This is a genomic window from Oryzisolibacter propanilivorax (assembly GCF_900103645.1).
In the GTDB taxonomy this organism is placed as follows: Bacteria; Pseudomonadota; Gammaproteobacteria; order Burkholderiales; family Burkholderiaceae_C; genus Melaminivora; species Melaminivora propanilivorax.
Genome location: NZ_FNHP01000001.1, coordinates 474,743 through 498,887 on the forward strand (window position 1 = coordinate 474,743; position 24,145 = coordinate 498,887).

General features: G+C 66.8%; 21 protein-coding genes. 8 read left to right on the forward strand and 13 right to left on the reverse strand.

The window, feature by feature from the left end; genetic code table 11:
* Window positions 1-96: 96 nt before the first annotated feature.
* On the forward strand, window positions 97-852 hold the full coding sequence (locus tag BLQ61_RS17165; protein ID WP_139182705.1) for a hypothetical protein: 756 nt from the start codon (window positions 97-99) through the stop codon (window positions 850-852).
* 66 nt (window positions 853-918) lie between these two features.
* Here BLQ61_RS17165 and prmB read toward each other — a convergent pair whose 3' ends face one another.
* The 5 genes from prmB to dapC all read right to left on the reverse strand — a co-directional run bounded on the left by prmB (window position 919) and on the right by dapC (window position 6,373).
* Entirely contained in the window at window positions 919-1,872 is a 954-nt protein-coding gene (prmB, locus tag BLQ61_RS02100) for a 50S ribosomal protein L3 N(5)-glutamine methyltransferase (protein ID WP_175488185.1), read from the reverse strand.
* The gene (dapE, locus tag BLQ61_RS02105; protein ID WP_091566118.1) at window positions 1,869-3,044 is read right to left on the reverse strand and encodes a succinyl-diaminopimelate desuccinylase; all 1,176 of its coding nucleotides are present in this window, start codon (window positions 3,042-3,044) and stop codon (window positions 1,869-1,871) included. The genes prmB and dapE overlap by 4 nt, the downstream gene beginning before the upstream one ends.
* A gap of 25 nt (window positions 3,045-3,069) precedes the next feature.
* Window positions 3,070-4,233 (reverse strand): PilT/PilU family type 4a pilus ATPase, encoded by a 1,164-nt coding sequence (locus BLQ61_RS02110; protein WP_091566480.1) that lies wholly within the window; start codon window positions 4,231-4,233, stop codon window positions 3,070-3,072.
* Window positions 4,234-4,280: 47 nt separating this feature from the next.
* Window positions 4,281-5,105, reverse strand: a complete 825-nt coding sequence (dapD, locus tag BLQ61_RS02115) for a 2,3,4,5-tetrahydropyridine-2,6-dicarboxylate N-succinyltransferase (protein WP_091566121.1) — start codon at window positions 5,103-5,105, stop codon at window positions 4,281-4,283.
* 65 nt (window positions 5,106-5,170) lie between these two features.
* Entirely contained in the window at window positions 5,171-6,373 is a 1,203-nt protein-coding gene (gene dapC, locus BLQ61_RS02120; RefSeq protein WP_091566124.1) for a succinyldiaminopimelate transaminase, read from the reverse strand.
* 162 nt (window positions 6,374-6,535) lie between these two features.
* Between dapC and BLQ61_RS02125 the strand changes: the two genes are divergently transcribed.
* Window positions 6,536-8,044, forward strand: a complete 1,509-nt coding sequence (locus BLQ61_RS02125) for a methyl-accepting chemotaxis protein (protein ID WP_091566127.1) — start codon at window positions 6,536-6,538, stop codon at window positions 8,042-8,044.
* A gap of 13 nt (window positions 8,045-8,057) precedes the next feature.
* Here BLQ61_RS02125 and BLQ61_RS02130 read toward each other — a convergent pair whose 3' ends face one another.
* The 6 genes from BLQ61_RS02130 to BLQ61_RS02155 all read right to left on the reverse strand — a co-directional run bounded on the left by BLQ61_RS02130 (window position 8,058) and on the right by BLQ61_RS02155 (window position 15,300).
* Entirely contained in the window at window positions 8,058-8,666 is a 609-nt protein-coding gene (locus BLQ61_RS02130) for an RnfABCDGE type electron transport complex subunit B (RefSeq protein ID WP_091566129.1), read from the reverse strand.
* Complete coding sequence (locus tag BLQ61_RS02135) at window positions 8,663-9,985, reverse strand: polyhydroxyalkanoate depolymerase (RefSeq protein WP_091566132.1); 1,323 nt, start codon at window positions 9,983-9,985, stop codon at window positions 8,663-8,665. The genes BLQ61_RS02130 and BLQ61_RS02135 overlap by 4 nt, the downstream gene beginning before the upstream one ends.
* A 166-nt stretch (window positions 9,986-10,151) precedes the next feature.
* Entirely contained in the window at window positions 10,152-11,180 is a 1,029-nt protein-coding gene (locus BLQ61_RS02140; RefSeq protein WP_091566134.1) for a GTP pyrophosphokinase, read from the reverse strand.
* 166 nt (window positions 11,181-11,346) lie between these two features.
* Window positions 11,347-12,345 (reverse strand): tRNA dihydrouridine(20/20a) synthase DusA, encoded by a 999-nt coding sequence (gene dusA, locus BLQ61_RS02145; protein ID WP_281218487.1) that lies wholly within the window; start codon window positions 12,343-12,345, stop codon window positions 11,347-11,349.
* A gap of 133 nt (window positions 12,346-12,478) precedes the next feature.
* Window positions 12,479-14,566: a diguanylate cyclase domain-containing protein gene (locus BLQ61_RS02150; protein WP_091566140.1), complete on the reverse strand. Its 2,088-nt coding sequence runs from the start codon at window positions 14,564-14,566 to the stop codon at window positions 12,479-12,481.
* 98 nt (window positions 14,567-14,664) lie between these two features.
* Window positions 14,665-15,300, reverse strand: a complete 636-nt coding sequence (locus tag BLQ61_RS02155; protein ID WP_091566143.1) for a GntR family transcriptional regulator — start codon at window positions 15,298-15,300, stop codon at window positions 14,665-14,667.
* A gap of 126 nt (window positions 15,301-15,426) precedes the next feature.
* Between BLQ61_RS02155 and scpA the strand changes: the two genes are divergently transcribed.
* The 6 genes from scpA to BLQ61_RS02185 all read left to right on the forward strand — a co-directional run bounded on the left by scpA (window position 15,427) and on the right by BLQ61_RS02185 (window position 23,366).
* Window positions 15,427-17,589 carry a methylmalonyl-CoA mutase gene (gene scpA, locus BLQ61_RS02160; RefSeq protein WP_091566145.1) on the forward strand — a complete coding sequence of 721 codons (2,163 nt, stop codon included), beginning with the start codon at window positions 15,427-15,429 and terminating at the stop codon, window positions 17,587-17,589.
* A 73-nt stretch (window positions 17,590-17,662) separates the two neighbouring features.
* The gene (meaB, locus tag BLQ61_RS02165) at window positions 17,663-18,691 is read left to right on the forward strand and encodes a methylmalonyl Co-A mutase-associated GTPase MeaB (RefSeq protein WP_091566148.1); all 1,029 of its coding nucleotides are present in this window, start codon (window positions 17,663-17,665) and stop codon (window positions 18,689-18,691) included.
* 47 nt (window positions 18,692-18,738) lie between these two features.
* Window positions 18,739-20,271 (forward strand): acyl-CoA carboxylase subunit beta, encoded by a 1,533-nt coding sequence (locus BLQ61_RS02170; RefSeq protein WP_091566151.1) that lies wholly within the window; start codon window positions 18,739-18,741, stop codon window positions 20,269-20,271.
* 13 nt (window positions 20,272-20,284) lie between these two features.
* Window positions 20,285-20,758, forward strand: a complete 474-nt coding sequence (locus BLQ61_RS02175; protein WP_091566153.1) for a RidA family protein — start codon at window positions 20,285-20,287, stop codon at window positions 20,756-20,758.
* 22 nt (window positions 20,759-20,780) lie between these two features.
* A complete protein-coding gene (locus BLQ61_RS02180) occupies window positions 20,781-22,829 on the forward strand; it encodes an acetyl-CoA carboxylase biotin carboxylase subunit (protein ID WP_091566156.1) in 2,049 nt (682 codons plus the stop codon).
* Between the two features lie 39 nt (window positions 22,830-22,868).
* On the forward strand, window positions 22,869-23,366 hold the full coding sequence (locus tag BLQ61_RS02185; protein ID WP_091566158.1) for a VOC family protein: 498 nt from the start codon (window positions 22,869-22,871) through the stop codon (window positions 23,364-23,366).
* A gap of 143 nt (window positions 23,367-23,509) precedes the next feature.
* Here BLQ61_RS02185 and mnhG read toward each other — a convergent pair whose 3' ends face one another.
* Together mnhG and BLQ61_RS02195 are read right to left on the reverse strand one after the other, a co-directional pair.
* Window positions 23,510-23,872: a monovalent cation/H(+) antiporter subunit G gene (gene mnhG, locus BLQ61_RS02190; protein ID WP_091566161.1), complete on the reverse strand. Its 363-nt coding sequence runs from the start codon at window positions 23,870-23,872 to the stop codon at window positions 23,510-23,512.
* Entirely contained in the window at window positions 23,869-24,135 is a 267-nt protein-coding gene (locus tag BLQ61_RS02195; RefSeq protein WP_091566482.1) for a K+/H+ antiporter subunit F, read from the reverse strand. Before BLQ61_RS02195 ends, mnhG begins: the two co-directional genes overlap by 4 nt.
* Between the last annotated feature and the right edge of the window lie 10 nt (window positions 24,136-24,145).

The following is a 24,145-nucleotide window of genomic DNA, read 5'->3' on the forward strand; positions in this document are numbered from 1 at the left end:
TTTCATATGCGCAAAATGTACAAACCCGGCTGAGGAAATCGGCAAAATCACCGGTGGCGCTTCGCCAAAGTGAGATGGAATGTAAGGAGAGCTGCAATGAAGTATTCAATTGTTTCGCCCGCTGTCTGCGCGGTGATGCTCGCGGTATTTTCCGTGTCGGCCCATGCTGAGTCTCAGGAGGTGAATGGCACGGGATTATCCATTGACTTCGGCAATGCCGCGGTATCTGGTGTTGGAAAAATACTGAGAGCCGGACACGTTCCGATTGTGTACAACGGATCCACTGTGTATCTAAATCTGGAATTTGAGCTTCAGGCAAATCCTGCAGGTTTCGGTGCCATGTTGCTTTCTGCCTCGCCAGCTCAAGGTCCAGCGGTAGATCCGCTTTCAAGCACTTTGAATTTCAAAATAGGAAATTATGCCGGCAAAGATCCGTATTTTGTGCAGCGGAGCAGCGATCAGGCGGTGAATAATCCGAATTGCAGCTATTCTTTAAGCTCCCCTTCCACCACCGCAGATGGGCGCCGCTTATATATACTCGCGGTGAATCGTCCAATCAACAATCCACTGATCACGCCGCCGGCTTGTCCGCCTAATGCCAGTATTGTGAGCTACGTTTGGCTTACCGGGCCGGCTGCTCTGAATAGTGAGATAGGAAGTTCAGGGCGCAACAATAATTTTTTGCGCAACACATCTGCCACTTATGCTTATGGTCGTGATTCAATCAACAATGTATTCAGGGTTTTTCAAAATAACGATGTATTGAATATTACGTATCTTAATGGTAGCGGAGATCCGATGGGTGGAAATCTCTACTATGGCTACCCTATTACTTTGAGATTCAATCCTTGATTTTTCAAAAATTAAACCAGTGCTGCGAGAATGGCCTGGTTTAATTTTGTTTGGCCATTTCAATCCTCATGAGGAGGGTAATGATTTTACGTTTCTAGAGTTGTGCCAAATAAATAGTGCCGGATGGGTGATCAGCAACACCTGGTCATTTCCAGCACTTGTTGGTAGCCAGAAAACCGGTAAATCTGGAAAAGCAGATTCAAAGAAATGACGTTCATTTCCTATTTCCAACACCAACACCGCAGACTCTGTCATACAGGCAGCGGCTCCCCATAACAGGGTACGGATGAAGTCCATGCCATCGCCTCCACCCGCCAGCGCCAGCTGCGGTTCGGCCAAATATTCCTGGGGCAGTCGCGCCATGCTGGCGGCGTTGACATAGGGCGGATTGCACAGGATCAGGTCCCACGGCCCTGGCACGCCGGCCAGCCCGTCACTCTCCACCAGCCTGACCCGCTCGCCCATCCCATGCCGCTCGACGTTGATGCGCGCCACCTCCAGCGCGTCGGCGGAGATGTCTGCCCCTGTCACCCGCACCTCTGGCCAGGCCATGGCCGCCAGCACTGCCAGGCTGCCATTGCCGGTGCACAGGTCCAGCACGCGGTGCGTGCGCTCGCTCAGCCAGGGGTCGATGCTGCCGTCGGCCAGCAGTTCGGCGATGAAGCTGCGCGGCACGATGGCGCGCTCGTCCACATAGAACGGCACGCCCTGCAGCCAGGCCTCGCGCGTCAGATAGGCGGCGGGCTTGCGGGTGGTGATGCGTTCTTCAAAAAGTGTAGCTATACGCCGTTGATCTTCAACGGCTACAGGCCGATTTGATACAGATTCCGGCGCCTGCGGGTCGAGGGCGCTGTCCAGCGGCAGGCCCAGCGCCCACAGCACCAGCCACGTGGCCTCGTCGCGGGCGTTGGTGGTGCCGTGCCCGAAGGCGACGTCGGCCTGCTGCAGGCGCTGTTCGCCGCTGGCCAGCAGTTCGCCCACGGTGCTGCCCGTGACCTGGGTGGCCAGTGGCCCGCTCATGTGGCGGCCTGCGCGTTCAGGCGCTCGAGGGTGCGGCGGTAGATGTTCTTCAGCGGCTCGATGTCGGCTAGGGCAATGTGTTCGTTCACCTGGTGGATGCTGGCGTTGGGTGGGCCAAGCTCGACCACCTGCGGGCAGACCTGCGCGACGAAGCGCCCGTCGCTGGTGCCGCCGGTAGTGGACAGTTCGGCCATGAGGCCGGTTTCGTCGTGGATGGCGCCGCGCACCGCCTCGACCAGCGTGCCGGCCGGCGTCAGGAAGGGCTGGCCGCCCAGCGTCCACTCCAGCTGGTACTCCAGGCCATGGCGGTCCAGCACGGCGTGCACGCGCTGGCGCAGGCCGTCAGCGGTGGACTCGGTGCTGAAGCGGAAGTTGAAGTCCACCGTGACATCGCCCGGGATGACGTTGGTCGCGCCGGTGCCGGCGTGGATGTTGCTGACCTGCCAGCTGGTGGGCGGGAAGAAGGCGTTGCCTTCGTCCCAGCAGGTGGCGGCCAGCTCGGCCAGCGCCGGCAGCGCCTGGTGGATGGGGTTGCGTGCCAGCTGCGGGTAGGCGATGTGGCCCTGCACGCCGCGCACGGTGACCCGGCCCGACAGCGTGCCACGCCGGCCGTTCTTGATCATGTCGCCAGCGCGCTGCACGGCGGTGGGCTCGCCCACCAGGCACCAGTCCAGCCGCTCGCCGCGTGCGCGCAGCTGCTCGACGACGATGCGCGTGCCGTCCACCGACGGGCCTTCCTCGTCGCTGGTCAGCAGCAGCGCCAGCCCGATGGCCGGGCGGGGCGTGGCGGCGAGGAATTCCTCGGCGGCGACGACGAAGGCGGCGATGGAGGTCTTCATGTCGCTCGCGCCGCGGCCGTACAGCCGGCCGTCGCGCTGCATGGGCTCGAACGGCGGGCTGGTCCAGGCGTCCAGCGGCCCGGGCGGCACGACATCGGTATGGCCCACGAAAACTATGGTTTTTGTAGCATCAGGCCCTTTTCCATCCAGGGCTGAAGGCCGTTTTGCCCATAAATTACTGACGCGCGCGGCCTCGGGGCCGCCGTCCAGGCGCTCGCAAGCAAAGCCCAGCGGCGCCAAGCGCCCGGCGAGCAGCTCCAGGCAGCCGGCATCGTGGGGGGTGACGGAAGGGCGCGCGATGAGTTCGCACGCCAGTTGCAGGGTGGCGTTCATGGTGATGCGAAAAGCTGAAGCCCGGTCAGGCCGGCGGACGTACGTCGAGCACGATTTCGGTGAACGAGGGCAGATCGTCCTCGCCGGGGCCGGTCTGCAGCGGCGCCTGCTCGACGCCCTTGGCGGCGACGAAGTCGTTCTGCAGGCGCCACATCAGGTTGGTGGGCGAGTCGGCATGCGCCAGGCCTTCCTTGCGGTCGATGCGGCCCTCGCGGATCAGGTGCGCAAGAGACTCCTCGAAGGTCTGCGAGCCTTCGGACATGGATTTCTCCAGCGCGTCGCGCACGCCGGAGAAGTCGCCCTTCTCGATCATCTCGGCCACCAGCTTGGTGTTGAGCATGACCTCCACCGCCGCCACGCGCGCGCCGCCCAGCGTGCGCACCAGGCGCTGCGAGACGATGGCGCGCAGGGCGGACGCCAGGTCGCCGAGCATGGTCTCGCGCACCTCGACCGGATAGAACGACAGGATGCGATTCAGCGCGTGGTAGCTGTTGTTGCCATGCAGCGTGGCCAGGCACAGGTGGCCCGACTGGGCATAGGCGATGGCCGCGGACATGGTCTCGCGGTCGCGGATCTCGCCGATCAGGATCACGTCCGGCGCCTGCCGCAGGGCGTTCTTCAACGCCGTCTGCAGCGACTGCGTGTCGCTGCCGATCTCGCGCTGGTTGACGATGGATTTCTTGTTCTTGAACTGGTATTCGATCGGGTCTTCCACCGTCAGGATGTGGCCGGTGGTGGATTCGTTGCGCTCGTCCAGCATCGCCGCCAGGGTGGTGCTCTTGCCCGAGCCGGTGGCGCCGACCACCAGCACCAGGCCGCGCTTGTGCAGCGCCAGCTCGGTCAGCACGGCCGGCAGTTGCAGGCTGGCCAGGCGCGGGATGTTCTGGGCGATGAAGCGGATGACCACCGCCACCGTGCCGCGCTGGCGCATGGCGCTGACACGAAAGCGCCCCACACCCTTGAGCGGCACGCCCATGTTCAGCTCGCCGGTCTCCTTCAGCTCCTCAATGCGCTCGGGCGGAACGAGTTCGGACAGCAGGTTCAGCGGTGCGTCGATGGGCAGCGGCTGGCTGTTGATGGGCACGCACTCGCCGTCGATCTTGATCAGCGCCGGAGCGTTGGCCGACAGGTACACGTCGGAGGCGTGCTTCTCCGCCATCAGGCGCAGGATGCGCTCCATGGTGCCCATGCTGGTGTTCATGCCGGCTGTTCCTCCTTGGCAGTCGCTGGCGCTTCTCAGTCGCGCAGCAGCTCGTTCAGGCTGGTGGTGGAGCGCGTCTTGGCGTCCACGCGCTTGACGATCACGGCGGCGTACAGGTTGTAGCGCCCACCATCCTTGGGCAGGCTGCCGCTGACCACGACCGAGCCCGCCGGCACGCGGCCGTAGTGGATCTCGCCGCTGGCGCGGTCGTAGATGGGCGTGCTCTGGCCGATGTACACGCCCATGCTGATGACCGAGTTCTCCTCGACGACCACGCCCTCGACGATCTCCGAGCGGGCGCCGATGAAGCAGTGGTCCTCAATGATGGTCGGGCCGGCCTGCAGCGGCTCCAGCACCCCGCCCAGGCCGACGCCGCCGGACAGGTGGACGTGCTTGCCCACCTGCGCGCAGGAGCCGACGGTGGCCCAGGTATCGACCATGGTGCCCTCGCCGACATGCGCGCCGATGTTCACGTAGCTGGGCATCAGGATGGCGCCGGGGGCGATGTAGCTGCCGCGCCGCGCCGTGGCCGGTGGCACCACGCGCACGCCGGTGGCGGCCAGCTGCTCGTCGCTCATGCCGGCGAACTTGGTGGGCACCTTGTCGTAGAACGCCAGGTCACCGGCACGCATGGCGGCGTTGTCGTTCAGCCGGAACGACAGCAGCACCGCCTTCTTGATCCACTGGTGCACCGTCCACTGGCCCACGCCCTGGCGCGTGGCGACGCGCAGCGCACCGCTGTCCAGACCGTCTATCACCTCTTCGACGGCCTGTTGCACCTCGCGCGGCGCGCGGCCGGGCGAGAGGCTGGCGCGGTCTTCCCAGGCGTTGTCGATCAGGGTCTGCAGAGCGTGGCTCATGGTGTTGCGGTCAAGGGTTGAGAAAAAAAAGGAACAGGCTGGAGATGCAGGCGAGGAGGGCGCGTTCAGAGGTGTTTGCGCACGAAGCGCACGATGCGCTGCGCCGCTTCCAGGCATTCGTCCTGGCTGGCCACCAGGGCCATGCGCACGCGGCCGCGTCCGGGGTTGAAGCCCTGTACCTCGCGTGCCAGGTAGCTGCCCGGCAGCACCGTCACATTGTATTGAGCCAGCAGTTCGCGGGCGAAGCCAGTGTCATCCAGCCCGAGCTGCGGCGGCACTCCGGCCCAGAGGTAGAAGCCGGCATCGGGTAGACGCACGTCCAGCACCTGCGCCAGCAGCGGCGTGACCTGCTCGAACTTGGCGCGGTACAGCGCGCGGTTGGCCTGCACGTGCGCTTCGTCGTTCCAGGCGGCGATGCTGGCGGCCTGCACCGCCGGGCCCATGGCGCCGCCGTGGTAGGTGCGGTAGAGCAAGAAGGCCTGCAGCAGCCGTGCGTCGCCGGCGACGAAGCCGCTGCGCAGGCCGGGCACGTTGCTGCGCTTGGACAGGCTGGTGAGGACGACCAGGTTGGAGAAGTCCGTCCGGCCCAGCCGGCGCGCGGCCTCCAGTCCGCCCAGCGGCGGCTCGCCCTGGAACCAGATTTCGCTGTAGCACTCGTCGGATGCGATGACGAAGCCGTGGCGTTCGCTCAGCGCGAACAGCTTGTCCCACTCGGCCAGCGGCATCACGGCGCCGGTCGGATTGCCGGGCGAGCACACGAACAGCAGCTGCGTGCGTTGCCAAACCTCCTGGGGGACGCTGTCCCAGTCCACCGCGAAGTTGCGTTCCGCCACGCTGGGCGCGTACCAGGGCTGGGCGCCCGCCAGCAGCGCTGCGCCCTCATAGATCTGGTAGAACGGATTGGGACAGACCACCGTGGCGCCAGAACGGCGGGGATCGACCACGGTCTGCACAAAGGAAAACAACGCCTCGCGCGAGCCATTCACCGGCAGCACCTGGGTGCCCGCGTCGAGCGCCACGCCATAGCGCCGCTGCACCCAGTCGGCGCAGGCCTGGCGCAATGCCGGCTCGCCCGCAGTGGAGGGGTAGCGCGCCAGGCCGTCCAGCGAGTCGGCCAGGGCCTGCTGGATGAAGGCCGGCGTTTCGTGGCGCGGCTCGCCGATGCCCAGGCTGATGGGCGGGTACGCGGATGCCGGCTGCACCCCCGCAAAAAGTTGTCGCAGCCGCTCGAAAGGGTAGGGCTGCAGAAGGTCGAGCAGGGGATTCATGGCGCGCGATTATCGGGGAGCGCGACGCCGGCGCATGACCTGCCGCAAGACTCCGGGTCTCCCCCAGTATCTTGTCAGCCCGCGCAATTGTTACGGAGGGTATCATCCGCGGCCACGGTGCACCTGCCCGGCGAGGCGGGGCATTTTTTTGGAGACTTCGACATGCCTTCTTTTTCGATCCTGGGTCCCGGGATCTGGCTGATGCGGCGTCTGCGCCTGGGTGGCCGGTTGCTGCTGCTGGTCGCGCTGGCCATTGCCGCGCTGGCGCTGCTGGCGGCCCTGCGCGCGAGCAGCACCGGCATGATTTGGAGCGTTTTCGGCGCCTGCGCGGCGCTGCTGGCCTATCTGGGCGGGGCGCTGTGGGCAAGCGTGGTGCCAGGGCTGCGCCATCTGGCGCAAGGAGTGGCACGCGCCGCCGAGGGCGACCTGTGCTCGCGCGTCGGTTTTCAGGGCAACAGTGAGCTGGCACAACTGGGCCAGCAGCTGGACCGCATGGTCCTGGCGCTTGCGGCCATGGTGGCCGACGTCCGCAGCGGCGCCGCGCTGGTGGCCCAGGAAGGGCGGAACCTGGCGCATGACAGCGGCAACCTGGCCGAACGTACTGAACAGCAGGCAGCAAACCTGGAAGAAACCGCTGCCAGCGTGGAGCAACTGGCTGCCACTGTCGGCAGCAATGCCCAGGCCGCCGAGGTGGCCGACCGGCAGGCAGCCCGGATGCACGCCGCGGTGCAGGCGGGCGCGGACACCATGGCGCAGGCCGTGCAGTCGGTGCAGGCGATTCAGGGTGACGCGCGGCGCATGGGTGAGATCATCGGCGTGATCGATGGCATCGCCTTCCAGACCAACATCCTGGCGCTGAATGCCGCCGTCGAGGCGGCACGCGCCGGCGACGCCGGGCGCGGCTTCGCGGTGGTGGCGTCGGAAGTACGCACGCTGGCGGGCCGCTCGGCCGAGGCGGCGCGCGAGATCCGGGCGCTGATCCAGGCGTCCGTGCAGCAGGTGGAGTCCAGCGCGGTGCTGATCGGCGGCGCCGGCGAGCGCATCCGCGCCCTGGCGGAAGGCATCCGCGACGTTGCCGGGCACGTCAGCGCCATCTCGCACGCCGCCAGTGAGCAAAGCGCCGGTCTGCGCGAGATCAGCACGGCCGTGCAGCAACTGGACCAGATCACGCAGCACAACGCGCAGATGGTGGGCAACAGCCTGCGCCAGACCCAGGCCCTCGAAGGGCGGGCTGGCACGCTGGCGCAGGCGGTGCGTAGCTTTCAACTGCCGCAAGGTACGGCCGACGAAGCCGTGGGCCTGGTGCAGCGTGCGGTGCAGATCTATCGCAATGGCGCGCAGGCGGAGTTCCTGCGCACCGTGAGCGATTCGGCCCAGCCGTTTCACGACCGCGACATGTACGTGTTCGCGCTGGATGGCAAGGGCCAGTACCTGGCGTTCGGCGGCAACCCGGCCAAGGTCGGCACGCGCGTGCAGGACATTCCCGGCGTCGATGGCGACGCGCTGCTGCGCCATATCGTGGCCCAGGCCGAACGCGCGCCCGGCTGGGTCGAGTACGACATCACCCACCCTGCCACTGGCGCGGTGCAGACCAAGATGTCGTTCGTGCAGAAGCTGGGCGAGCTGTACCTGGGTTGCGGCGTGTACCAGAGCCTGGCGGCACGCGGCTGACGGGCGGCGCGCTTCAACGCCGCTGCGCGCGGGCCCGTGCCAGGATTGCGGCGATGGTGTCGCGCTTGTCCACCGGCGCATCGGCCTTCGGCTGTGCCGCCGGCGCACGTTGCAACCGGGCGGTGCGCGCGCCGTAGCGCGTGCGCGCGTGCCGGGCTTGCTGGGCACTCCAGGCGTGCCAGCCGGAGGCAGTGCCGCTGGCGTTTTCCATGTGGATGCAGTCGACCGGACAGACCGGCAGGCACAGCTCGCAACCCGTGCAGTGCCCCGCTGCCACGGTGTGCAGCTGCTTGTTCAGGCCGACGATGGCGTCCGTCGGGCAGGCGTCCAGGCACAAGGTGCAGCCGATGCACCAGTCCTCATCGATCACGGCCACGCCGCGCGGCCCTTCCTGGCCACAGTCCGGGTCCAGCGGCATGGCGTCACGGCCGGTTAGCGCAGCCAGCCGTTGCACGCCCTGGGTACCGCCCGGCGGGCAGCGGTTGATGGCCGCGCCGTCGAAAGCCACGGCTCGGGCATAGGAAGCGCAGTCAGGAAAGCCGCAGCGCGTGCATTGCGTCTGCGGCAGGGCATCGTCGATGCGCGCCGCCAGCTCGGCGGCACGCACAGGGCCGTGACTCACGCTGCGGCTGGCAGCAAGTTCTTGCCGCGTGGCGATTTTTCCGCGGATTTCGGTTGCTGGTCATGGGCCCGGATGAAGTCGCGCACCTGCGGGTACACCACCTCGCGCCAGCGACGGCCGCTGAAGATGCCATAGTGGCCCGCGCCCTTGACCTCCAGGTGCTGGCGCTGGGCCGGCGCGATGCCGGTGCACAGGTCGTGCGCCGCCTGCGTCTGGCCACTGCCGGAGATGTCGTCGAGCTCGCCTTCCACGGTCAGCAGTGCCGTGCCGCGAATGTCCTGCGGGCGCACGCGCTCCAGCTCTCCCTCGGGCGAGCGTACGTCCCAGGTGCCATTGACCAGGCTGAAATCCTGGAACACGGTGCGGATGGTCTCCAGGTAGTAGTGCGCGTCCATGTCCAGCACCGCGTTGTACTCGTCGTAGAACTTGCGGTGCGCCTCGGCGCTGGCGTCATCGCCCTTGACCAAGTTCTTGAAGTAGTCGTAGTGGCTGGTGGCATGACGATCCGGATTCATCGCGATGAAGCCGGTGTGCTGCAGGAACCCGGGGTAGACCAGACGCCCGGCGCCCGGGAATTTGTCCGGCACGCGGTAGATGACGTTGTTCTCGAACCACTGGTAGCTGTGCTCCATCGCCAAGTCGTTCACCGCGGTGGGCGAACGGCGAGCGTCGATCGGCCCGCCCATCATGGTCATGGACAGCGGCGTGGTCTCGCCGCGGCTGGCCATCAGCGATACCGCCGCCAGCACCGGCACGGTGGGCTGGCACACGCTCATGACATGGCAGTTGCCATAGCGTGCCTGCAGATGGCGGATGAACTCCTGCACATAGTTCACATAGTCGTCCAAGTGGAAGTCGCCTTCGGCCAGCGGCACGGTGCGCGCGTTCTTCCAGTCGGTGATGTAGACCTTGTGGCCACCGAGCATGGTGCGCACGGTCTCGCGCAGCAGGGTGGCGTAGTGGCCCGACAGCGGCGCCACGACTAGCACCGCCGGTTGCTCCTTGAGTCGGGTCAGCGTGGTGGGGTCGTCGGTGAAGCGCTTGAAGCGGCGCAGTTCGCAGAACGGCTTTTCCACCTCGATGCGTTCATGGATGGCCACCTCGACGCCCTCGACCGGCACCGTGCGGATACCGAATTCGGGCTTTTCGTAGTCCTTGTACAGCCGGTGCAGCAGCTCATAGCCGGCCGAGATGCGGTGCGCCAGCTGGGTGTGGCTGAAGGGGTTGAGCGTGTTGCTGTAGATCTTGGCGGTGGCCTGGGCCAGATCGGCAAAGGGTTCCATCAGCGTGCGCTGGGCTTCATAAATCGTGTACAGCATAGGTAAAAGTAATTTTTTGTTGCAACGCAATATATCAGTGACAAAAAGCCTGACGGCCCGTGCATCTACTGACACCAAGTCGCTGAAGCGACACTAGGTGAAATGTTGATGCTATTTTTTGAATAGCGCAGTGCCGTTGAGTGTCAGACGCGCACCGCTGCTTGCATCAGGATTGGGCTTGTAGCCAGCCCTCGAAAGCCTGACGCGCGCTGTTGCGCAAAAGCCGACGGAACACCACCTTGTCGCTCAAATAAAGACTGTGGCGCATGGCGGTGAAGGCATTGAAGCTGCCCTGTGGGTTGGCGGTTTCGTAGAACTGCCGATAGCGCCTGACCGGCGCCAAGGTGGTACGCAGCAGCGTGTTGAACTGCGCCCGTGTCATGGCCGGGCAGGCGTCGTGGATCTCCTGCACGAACTGGTCCACCCGTGCCGCGTCGAAGGCATGCTCGGGAAAGAAATGCTGGGCGATGCGCAGGAAGGTGAAGGCATTCAGCGTGGCGCTGGCCGGGTTGGCGCGACTGCCGATGGCTTCCGCCTCGGCGTCGTCGTCGACGCGGCGCAGCTCGGCCTCCGTGGCCTCGCGGATCTGGCGAAACTCGCGGTCGGCCAGCTCGAACAGCGCCGACAGTACGTTGATGCGCCGCTTGAGCTCCGCCGGAATGGATTTCTTGTACTTGATGCGGTGGTCCAGCACGCTCCAGGCGTCCTGGATGATGGTGCGCACCTGCAGCTCGAAGGGCAGGGCCGCATGCGTCTGCGGCTGCGAGCCCGGTGTCGGCTTCAGTCGCAGGTCCAGGTGCAGGCCCTTGTAACCGAACGAGGTCTCGGCCTGGGCCGCGCCGGTACGGTCGGTCACGTCGATGACCTCGTAATGCGCCTGCACCAACTGCGCCACGCGCGCCAGTTCGTCCTCGTACAGGCAGACCACGCGCACGCCGATCAGGTCGGTGATGCACGGCGCTATCTCATAGGGTGTGCCGGCTTCTTCCAGCGCCGCGCGGTACTTGCGCGCGAACTTGCGCAGGCATTCGTCGCGGTCCTTCACCCGGCCCTCGACCTTGGCGACCTCCAGGCCGGGCGCCTGCGCCAGCAATTCCTGCAGATGTGCCACATGCAGCGCGCAGGCCTGCTCCAGCGCGGCATGCTCGCGTTGGTAGAAGGCATGGAAAGCGGCTTCCTCCGGCATCAGGGACATGGCAGTACGGTCGGGTGGAGCAGGGATGGTGGAAGGCGGCCGGCAGAAACACGGCGGGCCATGCCGGGCTGGCCTGTCGGTGCGACGGCCCGCAGAACGTGCGCCGCCGCTGTGCAACGCGGCCGGCAGGCAGGGGTTGACCCCATCGGCGCGTGGGTGTGTCGCTTCATGCCGCCACAGGCTCGGGCCGGATGCGCGCCAGCGCCATGACTTCGCGCGCCGGCAAGTGCTTCAGCCGATGGTCGCTCCACACCTGGCGCCAGCGCCGCGCGCCCGGCAGCCCGGCGCGCAGGCCCAGCATGTGGCGGGCGATGGCGTACCAGTGCGTGCCGTAGGCGGCGGCTTGCCGCTCCATGTAGTCCACCAGCAGTTCCTCGGCCTGCTCGCGCGTCAGCGCAGACGGCTGCGCGCCGAAGAACTGCTCGTCCCAGCGTGCCAGCCACCAGGGGTTGTGGTACGCCTCGCGCCCGACCATCACGCCATCGACCAGCGCCAGCTGCTCGTGCACCGCCGCGTCGCCCGCCAGGCCGCCGTTGATGGCGATGGTCAGCTGCGGGAAGTCCTGCTTGAGCCGCGCCACCACGTCGTAGCGCAGCGGCGGGATCTCGCGGTTTTCCTTCGGGCTCAGGCCCTTCAGCCAGGCATTGCGCGCATGCACGATGAACACGCGGCAACCGGCGTCGGCCACGGTGCCGACGAAGTCGCGCACGAAGGCGTAGTCCTCGGTGCGGTCGATGCCGATACGGTGCTTGACGGTGACCGGCAGCGCCGCCGCGTCCACCATGGCCTTCACGCAGTCGGCCACCAGGCGTGGTTCGTGCATCAGGCAGGCGCCGAAGGCGCCGCGCTGCACGCGCTCGCTGGGGCAGCCGCAGTTCAGGTTGACCTCGTCGTAGCCCCAGTCCTGCGCCAGCCGTGCGCAGCGCGCCAGGTCCTGCGGCTCGCTGCCGCCCAGCTGCAGCGCCAGCGGGTGCTCGGCGGCGTCGAAGCGCAAGTGCCGCGGCACATCGCCATGCAGCAGCGCGCCAGTGGTCACCATCTCGGTGTACAGCAGCGCGCGCCGGCTCAGCAGCCGGTGGAAGTAGCGGCAGTGCCGGTCGGTCCAGTCGAGCATGGGCGCGACCGACATGCGCCAGGGGCTGCAGGAATTGGACGAAACAGTCACTTTGGTATGTTTTTGGCCTCTAGCCCTTTGTTTCAAAGGGCAGGCAGCTATAAATAGCGTAGCAACAGAGGGTGCGGCACGCAGATCTGCAGGCAGGCAGGCGGTACCGGCCCAGATGCGGGAAAACCCGCAATCATACCGGCGCCCCCTGCGTGCCGGTGACCGCTCTGGCGCCGTGGCGGCAGATGCGGTCCTTGCCGGCCTGCTTGGACTGGTACATCGCCTGGTCGGCATGGCGCAGCAGCGCGTCGGCGCTGGCTCCGTCCAGCGGGTAAAGCGCGAAGCCCAGGCTGACGGACACCTGGCCGGTCCCGCCCGGCAGCGTCACCGGCTGGCGCACGGCATCCAGCACGCGCCGCAGCACTGGCAGGCCGGCGTCGGGCGTGTCCAGCTCGCCCAGCAGCAGCGCCATCTCGTCGCCGCCCAGCCGCGCCAGCGTGTCGTGCGCGCGCAGCAGCGCCTGCACGCGCCGGCCGACTTCGACCAGCAGGATGTCGCCGGCCTCGTGCCCGTGCCGGTCGTTGACCTGCTTGAAGCCGTCCAGGTCTAGGAAGCACACCGCCAGCAACTGGCCGCTGCGCTGCGCCTGGGCCATGGCCTGGCGCAACCGGTCCATCAGCAGCCGACGGTTGGGCAGGCCGGTCAGCGCGTCGTACAGGGCGATGCGCTCCAGCTCCTGCTGGTTCCGGCGGGCCTGGGTGACATCGCGGATGACGACGATGAAGTGCCGCGCCGGCTGGTCACCGTCTTGCACCGCGGCGATCGACAGGTGCTGCACCAGCGCGTCGCCAAGGGCGGTGCGCGCCGCCAGTTCGCCCTGCCAGCGCCCACGCTCGCGCACCGCCGCCCACAGCGGTTCGGAATCCATGTCGGGCCACCAGTGCTCGATGTCCTGCCGCATGGCGCCCAGGCGCGTCACACCCATCAGGCGCTCGAAGGCCGGGTTCAGGTCCGTCACCTGCAGCCCGGCGTCCAGGATCAGCACTGCTTCGTTGCTGTGGTGGAACACGCTGGCGGCAATGCGCAGCTGAGCCTGGGTCTGCTTGAGCGCGGTCAGATCGGTCAGGAAGCCGACGAACACCGGCCGCTGCCGGGTGCCCGAGCGGCCCACCGCCAGTCGCAGCGGCAGCCGGCTGCCGTCCTTGCGCACGCCGAGCACTTCGCGTGCAGTGCCGATGACGTGTGCCTGGCCGGTTTGCAGGTAGCGCTGCAGGTGCCAGTCGTGCGCGCCGCGAAACGGCTCGGGCATCAGCAGGGTGACGTTGCGGCCATAGACCTCGGCCGCGCTCCAGCCGAAGATGCGCTCGGCCGAGCGGTTGAAATCCTGGATCAGGCCGTGCGCGTCGATGGTGACGATGGCGTCCACGGCGGTGTCCACCAGCGCCTGCAGCCGTTCCTCATTGCCGCGCACGCGCCGGTACAGCGCGCGGTAGCGCAGCAAGGCGTCTAGCAGCAGGGCCAGCAGTCCCACACCCAGGGTGGTCAGCGCCACCGCCAGCGCCAGCGGATGGCGCCAGCCCGACGGCAAGGGCGCCTCGGAGTCGGGCAAGCCAATGAAGCGCGCAGCGTGCATGCCGGTGTAGTGCATGGCCGCGAACGCCAGCCCCAGCGCCAGCGCTGATAGCAGCGGCATGGCGTGCTGCGCCCAAGTGCTGCGCCGCGGCAGTGCCAGGCGCAGCCACAGTGCGAGCAGCGCCAGCGCCACGGATAGCGCCAGTGAAGCGACGAAGGCCAGAGGCTCGTGGCGCAGTAGCGGTTGCAGCTGCATGGCTGCCATGCCGCTGTAGTGCATGGCACCGACGCCCAGGCCGAGCACGCAGCCACTGGCCAGCCACTGCGCCCGGCTGACGTATGGCCGGGCCAGCACCCGCAGCGCGACCCAGGCTGCCAGCAGCGCCGGCAGCAGCGACAGCGCCGTCAGCGGCAACCGGTAGCTGACGGACACCGGCAGGCGCAGTGCCAGCATGCCGATGAAGTGCATGGCCCAGATACCTGTGCCCAACGCCGCCGCACCACCCAGCAGCGCCAGCCGGCGGCGCTGCGTGCCAGGCGGCAGGCGCCGGGTCGTCTCCGCCAGATGCAGGCCCAGGGCCGCGCTGGCAACCGCCACGGCCACCGACAGCAGCACCAATGCCGGGTCGTGATGGAAAGGCAGTGGTGTGCCGGGCCCGGGATTCAGCCAGAAAAAATGCTCCACCATCAGCCGCAGGAAGGAAACCAAAGGGCAACAAAAAGGGCGGGCGCCACGAGGGCGCCGCCCGCCGGGCGCGACGATAGCCGATCAGCCGCCGGCGCGCCGGCGCCGGGGTATCGCCGCCGTCAGCCGGCGGCTTCCAGCCCGTTGGTGAAATGCACCTGCATGGCGTGTGCCGTGCCGGCCGCATCGCGGGCGCGCAGCGCCGCCATCAGCGTGTCGTGCTCGGCCAGGGACTCCTGGATGCGGCCTTGCTTGAGCAGCGAGTTGTGCCGGTTCAGCTTCATGACCTTGCGCAGGTCGGCCACCAGCTGGCCGCGCCAGCGGTTGTCGGCCAGCTCCAGCAGGCGCATGTGAAAGCGCTCGTTCAACGCAAAGAAGCGTTCGCGGTCGTAGGTGGCGGCCGTCAGCTCGGCATGCAGCGTCTCCAGCTCCTGCAGCTGCGCCGGCGTGGCACGCGCGGCGACCACGGCGGCGGCGTCGGACTCCAGCAGCGCCAGCAGGTGGTAGACGTCGCGCAGGTCCTTGTCGCTCATCTCGGTGACATAGGCGCCGCGGCGTACTTTCATGGTCACCAGCCCTTCGGCGGCCAGCACCTTCAGCGCTTCGCGCAGCGGCGTGCGGCTGATGCCCAGCTCCTCGGCGATCTTCAGCTCGTCGATCCAGCCGCCCGGCTGCAATTCGCGCCGGAAGATGCGCTGGCGCAGCTGCTCGGCCACCTGTTCGTACAGTGCCTTGGGAGTGAGGGAAAGGACGGACATGCGCGGAATGTAACGCAGGAAAGTTATGAATTAATAATTATGGTTCGGGTAAACTCGGGTGAATGGGCGAACGACAGCGTACCGCTGCGGGCGCATCCGCCAACCTTGCGAACCACTTTCCTTCCCATGAGCCAGCAACCCGACTCCTCTTTCACGCCCGCCAGCCTGCAGGACTGGGCCAAGGCAGCCGCCAAGTCTGCTCCCGGCGGGGACGTGCAGGCCTTGAACTGGGTCACGCCGGACGGCATCACCGTCAAGCCGCTGTACACCGCCGAGGACACGCGGGGCCTGCCGTATGCCAACACGCTGCCGGGCTTCGAGCCCTACGTGCGCGGCCCGCAGGCCACGATGTATGCGGTGCGGCCCTGGACCATTCGCCAGTACGCGGGCTTTTCCACGGCCGAGGAATCCAACGCCTTCTATCGCAAGGCGCTGGCCGCGGGCGGGCAGGGCGTGTCGGTGGCGTTCGACCTGGCCACGCACCGCGGCTACGACAGCGACCACCCGCGCGTGACGGGCGACGTCGGCAAGGCCGGCGTGGCCATCGACAGCGTGGAGGATATGAAGATCCTGTTCGACGGCATTCCGCTGGACAAGGTCAGCGTGTCCATGACCATGAACGGCGCCGTCCTACCGGTGCTGGCCGGCTACGTGGTGGCGGCCGAGGAGCAGGGCGTCAGCCAAGACCAGCTGTCGGGGACCATCCAGAACGACATCCTCAAGGAGTTCATGGTCCGCAACACCTACATCTACCCCCCGAAGCCGTCGATGCGCATCATCGGCGACATCATCGAGTACACGAGCCGGCACATGCCCAAGTTCAACTCGATCTCGATCTCGGGCTACCACATGCAGGAAGCCGGCGCGAACCAGGCGCTGGAGCTGGCCTTCACCCTGGCCGACGGCAAGGAATACGTGAAGACCGCCATCGCCAAGGGCATGGACGTGGACGACTTCGCGGGACGGCTGTCGTTCTTCTGGGCGATCGGCATGAACTTCTACTTGGAGATCGCCAAGATGCGCGCCGCGCGCCTGCTGTGGTGCCGCATCATGAAAGGCTTCAACGCCAAGAAGCCCAAGAGCCTGATGCTGCGCACGCACTGCCAGACCAGCGGCTGGAGCCTGACCGAGCAGGACCCCTACAACAACGTGGTGCGCACCACCATCGAGGCCATGGCGGCCGTGTTCGGCGGCACGCAGAGCCTGCACACCAACGCGTTGGACGAGGCGATCGCCCTGCCGACCGAATTTTCCGCCCGCATCGCGCGCAACACCCAGCTGATCATTCAGGAAGAAACGCACATCACCAACGTGATCGACCCATGGGCCGGCTCGTACATGATGGAGAAGCTGACCCAGGACATGGCGGACGCCGCCTGGAAGATCATCGAAGAGGTCGAGGCCATGGGCGGCATGACCGCCGCCGTGGATTCGGGCTGGGCGAAGCTGAAGATCGAGGCCGCCGCCGCCGAGAAGCAGGCACGCATCGACTCGGGCAAGGAGGTCATCGTTGGCGTGAACAAGTACAAGCTGGCCAAGGAAGACCCCGTTGATATCCTGGAGGTGGACAACGTCAAGGTGCGCGACAGCCAGATCGCCCGGCTGAACGATATCAAGCAAAAACGCGATGCAGCCCGCGTCAGCCAAGCGTTGGCTGCTCTCAGTTCTGCAGCAGAAAGCGGCGAGGGCAACCTGTTGGGGCTGGCCATCGACGCCATCCGCGCGCGCGCCACGGTGGGCGAGGTCTCGGATGCGCTGGAGCAGTCCTTCGGCCGGCACCGCGCCGACACGCAGATGGTCACCGGCGTCTATGCCACCGCGTACGAGGGCGCCGAGGGGTGGGAAAGGCTCAAGGGAGAGATCGCCGAATTCGCCGAGGCCCAGGGCCGTCGTCCGCGCGTGATGATCGCCAAGCTGGGCCAGGATGGGCACGACCGCGGCGCCAAGGTGGTGTCCACCGCGTTTGCCGATCTGGGGTTCGACGTGGACATCGGTCCGCTGTTCCAGACCCCCGAGGAATGCGCGCGCCAGGCCATCGAAAACGACGTGCACGCCATCGGCGTCTCGACCCTGGCCGCCGGCCACAAGACGCTGGTGCCGGCCATCATTCAGGCGCTGAAAAAGCAGGGCGCGGACGACATCATCGTCTTCGTCGGTGGCGTGATCCCGGCGCAGGACTATGACTTCCTGTGGCAGGCGGGCGTGAAGGGCATCTACGGCCCGGGCACGCCGATCCCGGCCAGTGCCAAGGGCGTGCTGGAGCAGATCAAGGCCAGCATCGCGGCATGAAGTGCGGACGCTGCAAGCCGGCGCCGCTGCGCCGCTTGATGCGAGGCGCCCCGTTTCCCAACGACTGGATGGCATGACCCACCTCCTGCTGGAACCCCTGCTGCATGGCGCCCCAGCGGTGCGCCGCCGCGCTATGGCTAAGGCCATCACGCTGCTGGAATCGACCCGCGCCGACCACCGCGCACAGGCCGACGAACTGCTGACCGCGCTGTTGCCGCATACCGGGCGCGCGCTGCGCCTGGGGATCAGCGGTGTGCCCGGCGTCGGCAAGTCCACCTTCATCGAGGCGCTGGGCCTGCATCTCATCCGCGAGCACGGCCTGAAGGTGGCGGTGCTGGCCATCGACCCGTCCTCCACCGTCTCCGGTGGCTCCATCCTGGGCGACAAGACGCGCATGGAACAGTTGTCCGTGCACGAGCACGCCTACATCCGCCCCAGCCCCAGCGGCGGCACCCTGGGCGGCGTGGCCGAGAAGACGCGCGAGAGCCTGCTGGTGTGCGAGGCCGCCGGCTACGACGTGGTCGTCGTCGAGACCGTCGGGGTGGGCCAGAGCGAGATCGCGGTGCACGGCATGACAGACATGTTCTGCGTGCTGCAGCTGCCCAATGCCGGCGACGACCTGCAGGCCATCAAGAAGGGCGTGATGGAGCTGGCCGACCTGGTGGTCATCAACAAGGCCGACATCGATCCCCATGCCGCCATGCGCGCGCAGGCGCAGATCACCTCCAGCCTGCGGCTGCTGATGCTGCACGGCAATCCCGACCACGACTGGAAGGCCGGGCTGGTGTGGCGTCCCAAGGTCATCACGATCAGCGCGCTGCAGAGCCAGGGCGTGGACGAGTTCTGGGCCGCTGTGAGCGAGTTCCGCGCGCAGCAGACCGCCAACGGCCGGCTGGCGGCGCGGCGCGAGCGCCAGGCGCTGGCCTGGATGTGGGAGCGCATCGACGCAGGCCTCAAGCAGGCGTTTCGCCAGCATCCGGAGGTCAGGGCCTTGCTGCCGCAAATGCAGCAAGACGTCGCAGCCGGGCGCATCGCCGCCAGCACTGCAGCACGAAATCTGCTCTCAGCGCAATCCAGTCAAGCGTCGAGAGCTATCATTTAAATAGCAAATCAACCGTTCAGCGGTTCACTACAAGGACGAGCTTCACCATGCAAACCATCCTCGACCAACTGGAGAAAAAGCGCGAGCAGGCCCGCCTGGGCGGCGGCCTAAAGCGCATCGACGCGCAGCACAAGAAGGGCAAGCTCACCGCGCGCGAGCGCATCGAGCTGCTGCTGGACGACGGCACGTTCGAGGAATGGGACATGTTCGTCGAGCACCGCTGCACCGACTTCGGCATGCAGGACTCCAAGATCCCCGGCGACGGCGTGGTGACGGGCTACGGCATGATCAACGGCCGCCTGGTGTTCGTCTTCAGCCAGGACTTCACCGTGTTCGGCGGGGCGCTGTCGGAGACGCACGCCGAGAAGATCTGCAAGGTCATGGACCAGGCGATGAAAGTGGGCGCGCCCGTGATCGGCCTGAACGACTCGGGCGGCGCGCGCATCCAGGAGGGCGTGGCGTCCCTGGGCGGCTACGCCGACGTGTTCCAGCGCAACGTGCTGGCTTCCGGCGTGGTGCCGCAGATCAGCATGATCATGGGCCCCTGCGCCGGAGGCGCCGTGTACTCGCCCGCCATGACCGACTTCATCTTCATGGTCAAGGACAGCTCGTACATGTTCGTGACCGGCCCGGACGTGGTGAAGACCGTGACGCACGAGGAGGTGACGGCCGAGGAGCTGGGCGGGGCCATCACCCACACCACCAAGAGCGGCGTGGCCGACATGGCCTTCGACAACGACGTCGAGGCGCTGATGATGCTGCGCCGCCTGTACAACTACCTGCCCCTGAACAACCGCGAGAAGGCGCCGGTGCGCCCCAGCAACGACCCGGCCGACCGCGCCGACATGAGCCTGGACACGCTGGTGCCGGCCAACCCCAACCAGCCGTACGACATGAAGGAGCTGATCGCCAAGACCGTGGACGACGGCGACTTCTTCGAACTGCAGCCCGACTACGCCAAGAACATCCTCATCGGCTTCGCCCGCATGGAGGGGCAGACCGTGGGCATCGTCGCCAACCAGCCGCTGGTGCTGGCCGGCTGCCTGGACATCAAGAGCAGCATCAAGGCCGCGCGCTTCGTGCGCTTTTGCGACGCCTTCAATATCCCCGTGGTGACCTTCGTGGACGTGCCCGGCTTCATGCCCGGCACGTCGCAGGAGTACGGCGGCATCATCAAGCACGGCGCCAAGCTGCTGTTTGCCTATGCCGAGTGCACGGTGCCCAAGATCACGGTCATCACCCGCAAGGCTTACGGCGGCGCGTACGACGTGATGAGTTCCAAGCATCTGCGCGGCGACGTGAACCTGGCCTGGCCCCACGCCGAGATCGCCGTGATGGGCGCCAAGGGCGCGGTGGAGATCATCTTCCGCGAGGACAAGAACGACCCGGTGAAGCTGGCCGCCCGCGAGGCCGAGTACAAGGAGCGCTTTGCCAATCCGTTCGTCGCCGGTGCGCGCGGCTTCATCGACGACGTGATCCTGCCGCACGAAACGCGCAAGCGCATCTGCCGCAGCCTGGTCATGCTGCGCGAGAAGAAGCTGGAGAACCCATGGCGCAAGCACGGGAACATCCCGCTCTGAGGGAGCGCGCGCGATGAATGCGGATCAACGCTTTGACGACCTGGCCCGGCGCCTGGGTTATTCATTCGACGGCGAGATCAAGATCGGCGGCAACTACACGCCCTTGGTCGTTGACGTGGGGGTGGCCTATGTCAGCGGCCAGGTGCCCCGCGTGGGTGACAGCGTCGTCGTCACCGGCCGCGTGGGCGCCGAGGTGTCGCTGGAGCAAGCGCAGCTGGCAGCCAGGATCTGCGCGCTGCGCGCCCTGGCCCTGCTGCGCCGCCAGTTCGGCAGCCTGGAGCAGGTGAGCCGCATCCTGCGCATCACGGTTTTCGTGCAATGCACCGAATCGTTCACGCTCCACAGCGAAGTGGCGGACGGCGCGTCCGCCGTGCTCTTTGACGTGCTCGGCGAAGCCGGGCGGCACTCCCGCACCTCCGTCGGCGTATTCCAGTTGCCCAAGAACGCCAGCGTCGAGCTGGATCTGATGGCCTCCACCAAGGCCTGAGGCGCTCCTTATTCCTCACATCATGTTCACAAAAATCCTCATCGCCAACCGCGGCGAAATCGCCTGCCGCGTGATCGCCACCGCCCGCAAGATGGGCATCGCCACCGTCGCCGTCTATTCCGACGCCGACCGCAGCGCCCGCCATGTGCAGCTGGCCGACGAGGCCGTGCACATCGGCGCCGCGCCCAGCCGCGATTCGTACCTGCAGGCCGATCGCATCATCGCCGCCGCCAAGCAGACGGGTGCGCAGGCCATCCACCCGGGCTACGGCTTCCTGTCGGAAAACGAAGCGTTCGCCAAGAAGGTCGAAGATGAGGGCCTGGCCTTCATCGGCCCCAAGGCGCATTCGATTGCCGCCATGGGCGACAAGATCGCCTCCAAGAAGCTGGCGCAAGAGGCCGGCGTGAGCTGCATCCCCGGCTACAACGAGCCCATTGCCTCGCCCGACCAGGCCGTGGAGATCGCCCGCGGGATCGGCTATCCGGTCATGATCAAGGCCAGCGCCGGCGGCGGCGGCAAGGGCCTGCGCGTGGCCTTCAACGACAAGGAGGCCCACGAAGGCTTTGCCAGCTGCCAGAACGAGGCGCGCAACAGCTTTGGCGACGACCGCGTGTTCATCGAGAAATTCGTGCAGGAGCCGCGCCACATCGAGATCCAGGTGCTGGGCGACGCCCACGGCAACGTGATCTACCTGAACGAGCGCGAGTGCTCCATCCAGCGCCGGCACCAAAAAGTCATCGAGGAGGCACCGTCGCCCTTCATCTCCGACGCCACCCGCAAGGCGATGGGCGAGCAGGCCGTGCAGCTGGCCAAGGCCGTGAAGTACCAGAGCGCCGGCACGGTGGAGTTCGTGGTCGGCAAGGACCAGGACTTCTACTTCCTGGAGATGAACACCCGGCTGCAGGTCGAGCACCCGGTGACCGAGTGCATCACCGGGCTGGACCTGGTGGAGCTGATGATCCGCGTGGCCGCCGGCGAGCCGCTGCCGCTGGCCCAGGCCGACGTGAAGCGCGAGGGCTGGGCCATCGAGTGCCGCATCAACGCCGAGGACCCGTTCCGCAACTTCCTGCCCTCCACGGGCCGGCTGGTGCGCTTCGCGCCACCCGAGGAGACGATGTTCCAGGCCGACGCGGACAAGCGCTTCGGCGTGCGGGTGGACACGGGCGTGTACGAGGGCGGCGAGATCCCGATGTTCTACGACTCGATGATCGCCAAGCTCATCGTGCATGGCACCGACCGGGGCGACGCGATCGCCAAGATGCGCGCCGCGCTCAACGGCTTCGTCATCCGCGGCATCAGCAGCAACATCCCGTTCCAGGCGGCGCTGCTGGCGCACCCGAAGTTCGTCTCGGGCCAGTTCAACACCGGCTTCATCGCCGAGCACTACGCGCACGGCTTCTCTGCCGAGGACGTGCCACACCAGGACCCGGATTTCCTGGTGGCACTGGCGGCCTTCATGCACCGGCGCTACCGCGCGCGCGCCTCGGGCATCAGCGGGCAGCTGGCCGGGCATGGCGTGAAGGTGGGCGAGCAGTTCGTCGTCGTCACGCTGGGGCACGAGGGCCAGCACCAGCAGCACCCGGTCTCGGTGACGGACTTCGACACCGACTCGGGCGCCAGCGTGGTGCACGTGAACGGCAAGGACTACCGCATCAGCAGCATTGCCGGGCTGGGACAGATCCGCGTGCAAGGCGCGTGCAATGGCCAGGGTTTCACGGCGCAGGTCGAGCGCGGCGCGGGCAAGAACCCGCTGGCGCTGCGCATCGCGCACAACGGCACGCAGGTCGAGGCGCTGGTGCTGTCGCCGCGCGGCGCCGAGCTGTACCGGCTGATGCCCTACAAGGCGCCCCCGGACATGTCGAAATTCCTGCTCTCGCCCATGCCCGGCCTGCTGGTGCAGGTGGCGGTGGAGCCCGGCCAAAAAGTGCAGGCCGGCGAGCGTCTGGCCGTCATCGAGGCCATGAAGATGGAGAACGTGCTGTTCGCCGCGCAGGACGGCGTGGTGTCCAAAGTGGTCGCCGGCAAGGGCGACTCGCTCAGCGTGGACGAAGTCATCCTGGAATTTGAATGAAATCGGCCTCCAGCCCTTGTACTACAAAGGCATCCAGCTATGAATAAGGGAGCAAATGACGTGAATGCAGCCGCCACCGCCCGCCCGTTCCGGGTGCTGGGCATCCAGCAGGTCGCCATCGGCGGCACCGACAAGGCGCGCATGAAGACCCTGTGGGTGGACATGCTCGGCCTGACGCAGACCGGCACCTTCGTCAGCGAGCGTGAGAACGTGGACGAGGACATCCTGGCCATGGGCCGCGGCGCGCATGTGGTGGAGGTGGACATCATGCAGCCCCTGGACATCGACAAAAAGCCGGCGGTACACGCCACGCCGCTGAACCACATCGGCCTGTGGATCGACGACTTGCCACGCGCCGTCGAGTGGCTCACCGCGCAGGGCGTGCGCTTCGCGCCGGGCGGCATCCGCCGCGGCGCGGCCGGGCACGACATCACCTTCCTGCACCCCAAGGCCAGCGCGGAGTTTCCGATCGCCGGCGAGGGCGTGCTGGTCGAGCTGGTGCAGGCGCCGCCCGAGGTGATCGCGGCGCTGGGTTGAACGGCGGCGCTTGCGCGGCGCGGCCGCCGCCGCGCCAGCGCGCGCAAGGGCTGGGCCTGAATTCAGGCAAAAAGCGCCTGTAGCCCTTTATCCATAAGGGCCTAAAGCTCTTGTATCAGTAGCAAAAGCGGGCGGTCCGGCGCTCAGGCGCCCGGATCGTGCCCGCTGCCGCTCAGGCTGGGCGGCACCTTCTCGCCCATGCGCCGCGCACGGAACAGCGCCGCGCGCATCAGGAAGATGGTGGTCACCGGCACCGTTACCGCGATGAACAGCGCGATCAGCAGCGCATGCAGCGCCAGCTGCCCCGTGGCCGAAAAGTAGATCAGCGTGGCGTGCATGACGCACCAGCAGCCCAGGGTGGCGATGATCGACGGCGCGTGCACGCGCTCGAAGTAGTTGCGCAGGCGCAGCAGGCCCCATGACCCCATGAACGCAATGCAGGCGCCGGCCAGCACCAGCGCCGAGACCACGATGTCCAGCCACAGCGGCAGCGTAGTTCCGCTCATTCGATGACCTCGCCGCGCAGCAGGAACTTGGCCAGCGCCGTCGAGCTGACGAAGCCCAGCAGCGCGATCAGCATCGCCGCCTCGAAGTAGTGCTGGCTGGCGTAGTACATGCCCAGCAGCAGCATCAGCAGCATGCCGTCGAGGTACATGCAGTCCAACGCCAGGATGCGGTCCTGCGCGTTCGGGCCGCGCACCACGCGCACCAGGCACAGCAGCATCGCCAGCACCAGGATCAGCAGCGCGCCGGGCAGCGCCCAGGCCATCAGGAACGAG

Bases quoted from the DNA above. Each gene is read 5' to 3' on its own strand.
- BLQ61_RS02185 (WP_091566158.1), top strand. From the start codon at position 22,869: ATGAATAAGGGAGCAAATGACGTGAATGCAGCCGCCACCGCCCGCCCG.
- BLQ61_RS02180 (WP_091566156.1), top strand. From the start codon at position 20,781: ATGTTCACAAAAATCCTCATCGCCAACCGCGGCGAAATCGCCTGCCGC.
- dapD (WP_091566121.1), bottom strand. From the start codon at position 5,105: ATGAGCCACGCTCTGCAGACCCTGATCGACAACGCCTGGGAAGACCGC.
- BLQ61_RS02140 (WP_091566134.1), bottom strand. From the start codon at position 11,180: ATGTCCCTGATGCCGGAGGAAGCCGCTTTCCATGCCTTCTACCAACGC.
- BLQ61_RS02155 (WP_091566143.1), bottom strand. From the start codon at position 15,300: ATGTCCGTCCTTTCCCTCACTCCCAAGGCACTGTACGAACAGGTGGCC.
- BLQ61_RS17165 (WP_139182705.1), top strand. From the start codon at position 97: ATGAAGTATTCAATTGTTTCGCCCGCTGTCTGCGCGGTGATGCTCGCG.
- BLQ61_RS02195 (WP_091566482.1), bottom strand. From the start codon at position 24,135: ATGGCCTGGGCGCTGCCCGGCGCGCTGCTGATCCTGGTGCTGGCGATG.
- mnhG (WP_091566161.1), bottom strand. From the start codon at position 23,872: ATGAGCGGAACTACGCTGCCGCTGTGGCTGGACATCGTGGTCTCGGCG.
- BLQ61_RS02175 (WP_091566153.1), top strand. From the start codon at position 20,285: ATGAATGCGGATCAACGCTTTGACGACCTGGCCCGGCGCCTGGGTTAT.
- meaB (WP_091566148.1), top strand. From the start codon at position 17,663: ATGACCCACCTCCTGCTGGAACCCCTGCTGCATGGCGCCCCAGCGGTG.
- BLQ61_RS02125 (WP_091566127.1), top strand. From the start codon at position 6,536: ATGCCTTCTTTTTCGATCCTGGGTCCCGGGATCTGGCTGATGCGGCGT.
- BLQ61_RS02135 (WP_091566132.1), bottom strand. From the start codon at position 9,985: ATGCTGTACACGATTTATGAAGCCCAGCGCACGCTGATGGAACCCTTT.
- dapC (WP_091566124.1), bottom strand. From the start codon at position 6,373: ATGAATCCCCTGCTCGACCTTCTGCAGCCCTACCCTTTCGAGCGGCTG.
- BLQ61_RS02170 (WP_091566151.1), top strand. From the start codon at position 18,739: ATGCAAACCATCCTCGACCAACTGGAGAAAAAGCGCGAGCAGGCCCGC.
- BLQ61_RS02110 (WP_091566480.1), bottom strand. From the start codon at position 4,233: ATGGGCACCATGGAGCGCATCCTGCGCCTGATGGCGGAGAAGCACGCC.
- dapE (WP_091566118.1), bottom strand. From the start codon at position 3,044: ATGAACGCCACCCTGCAACTGGCGTGCGAACTCATCGCGCGCCCTTCC.
- prmB (WP_175488185.1), bottom strand. From the start codon at position 1,872: ATGAGCGGGCCACTGGCCACCCAGGTCACGGGCAGCACCGTGGGCGAA.
- scpA (WP_091566145.1), top strand. From the start codon at position 15,427: ATGAGCCAGCAACCCGACTCCTCTTTCACGCCCGCCAGCCTGCAGGAC.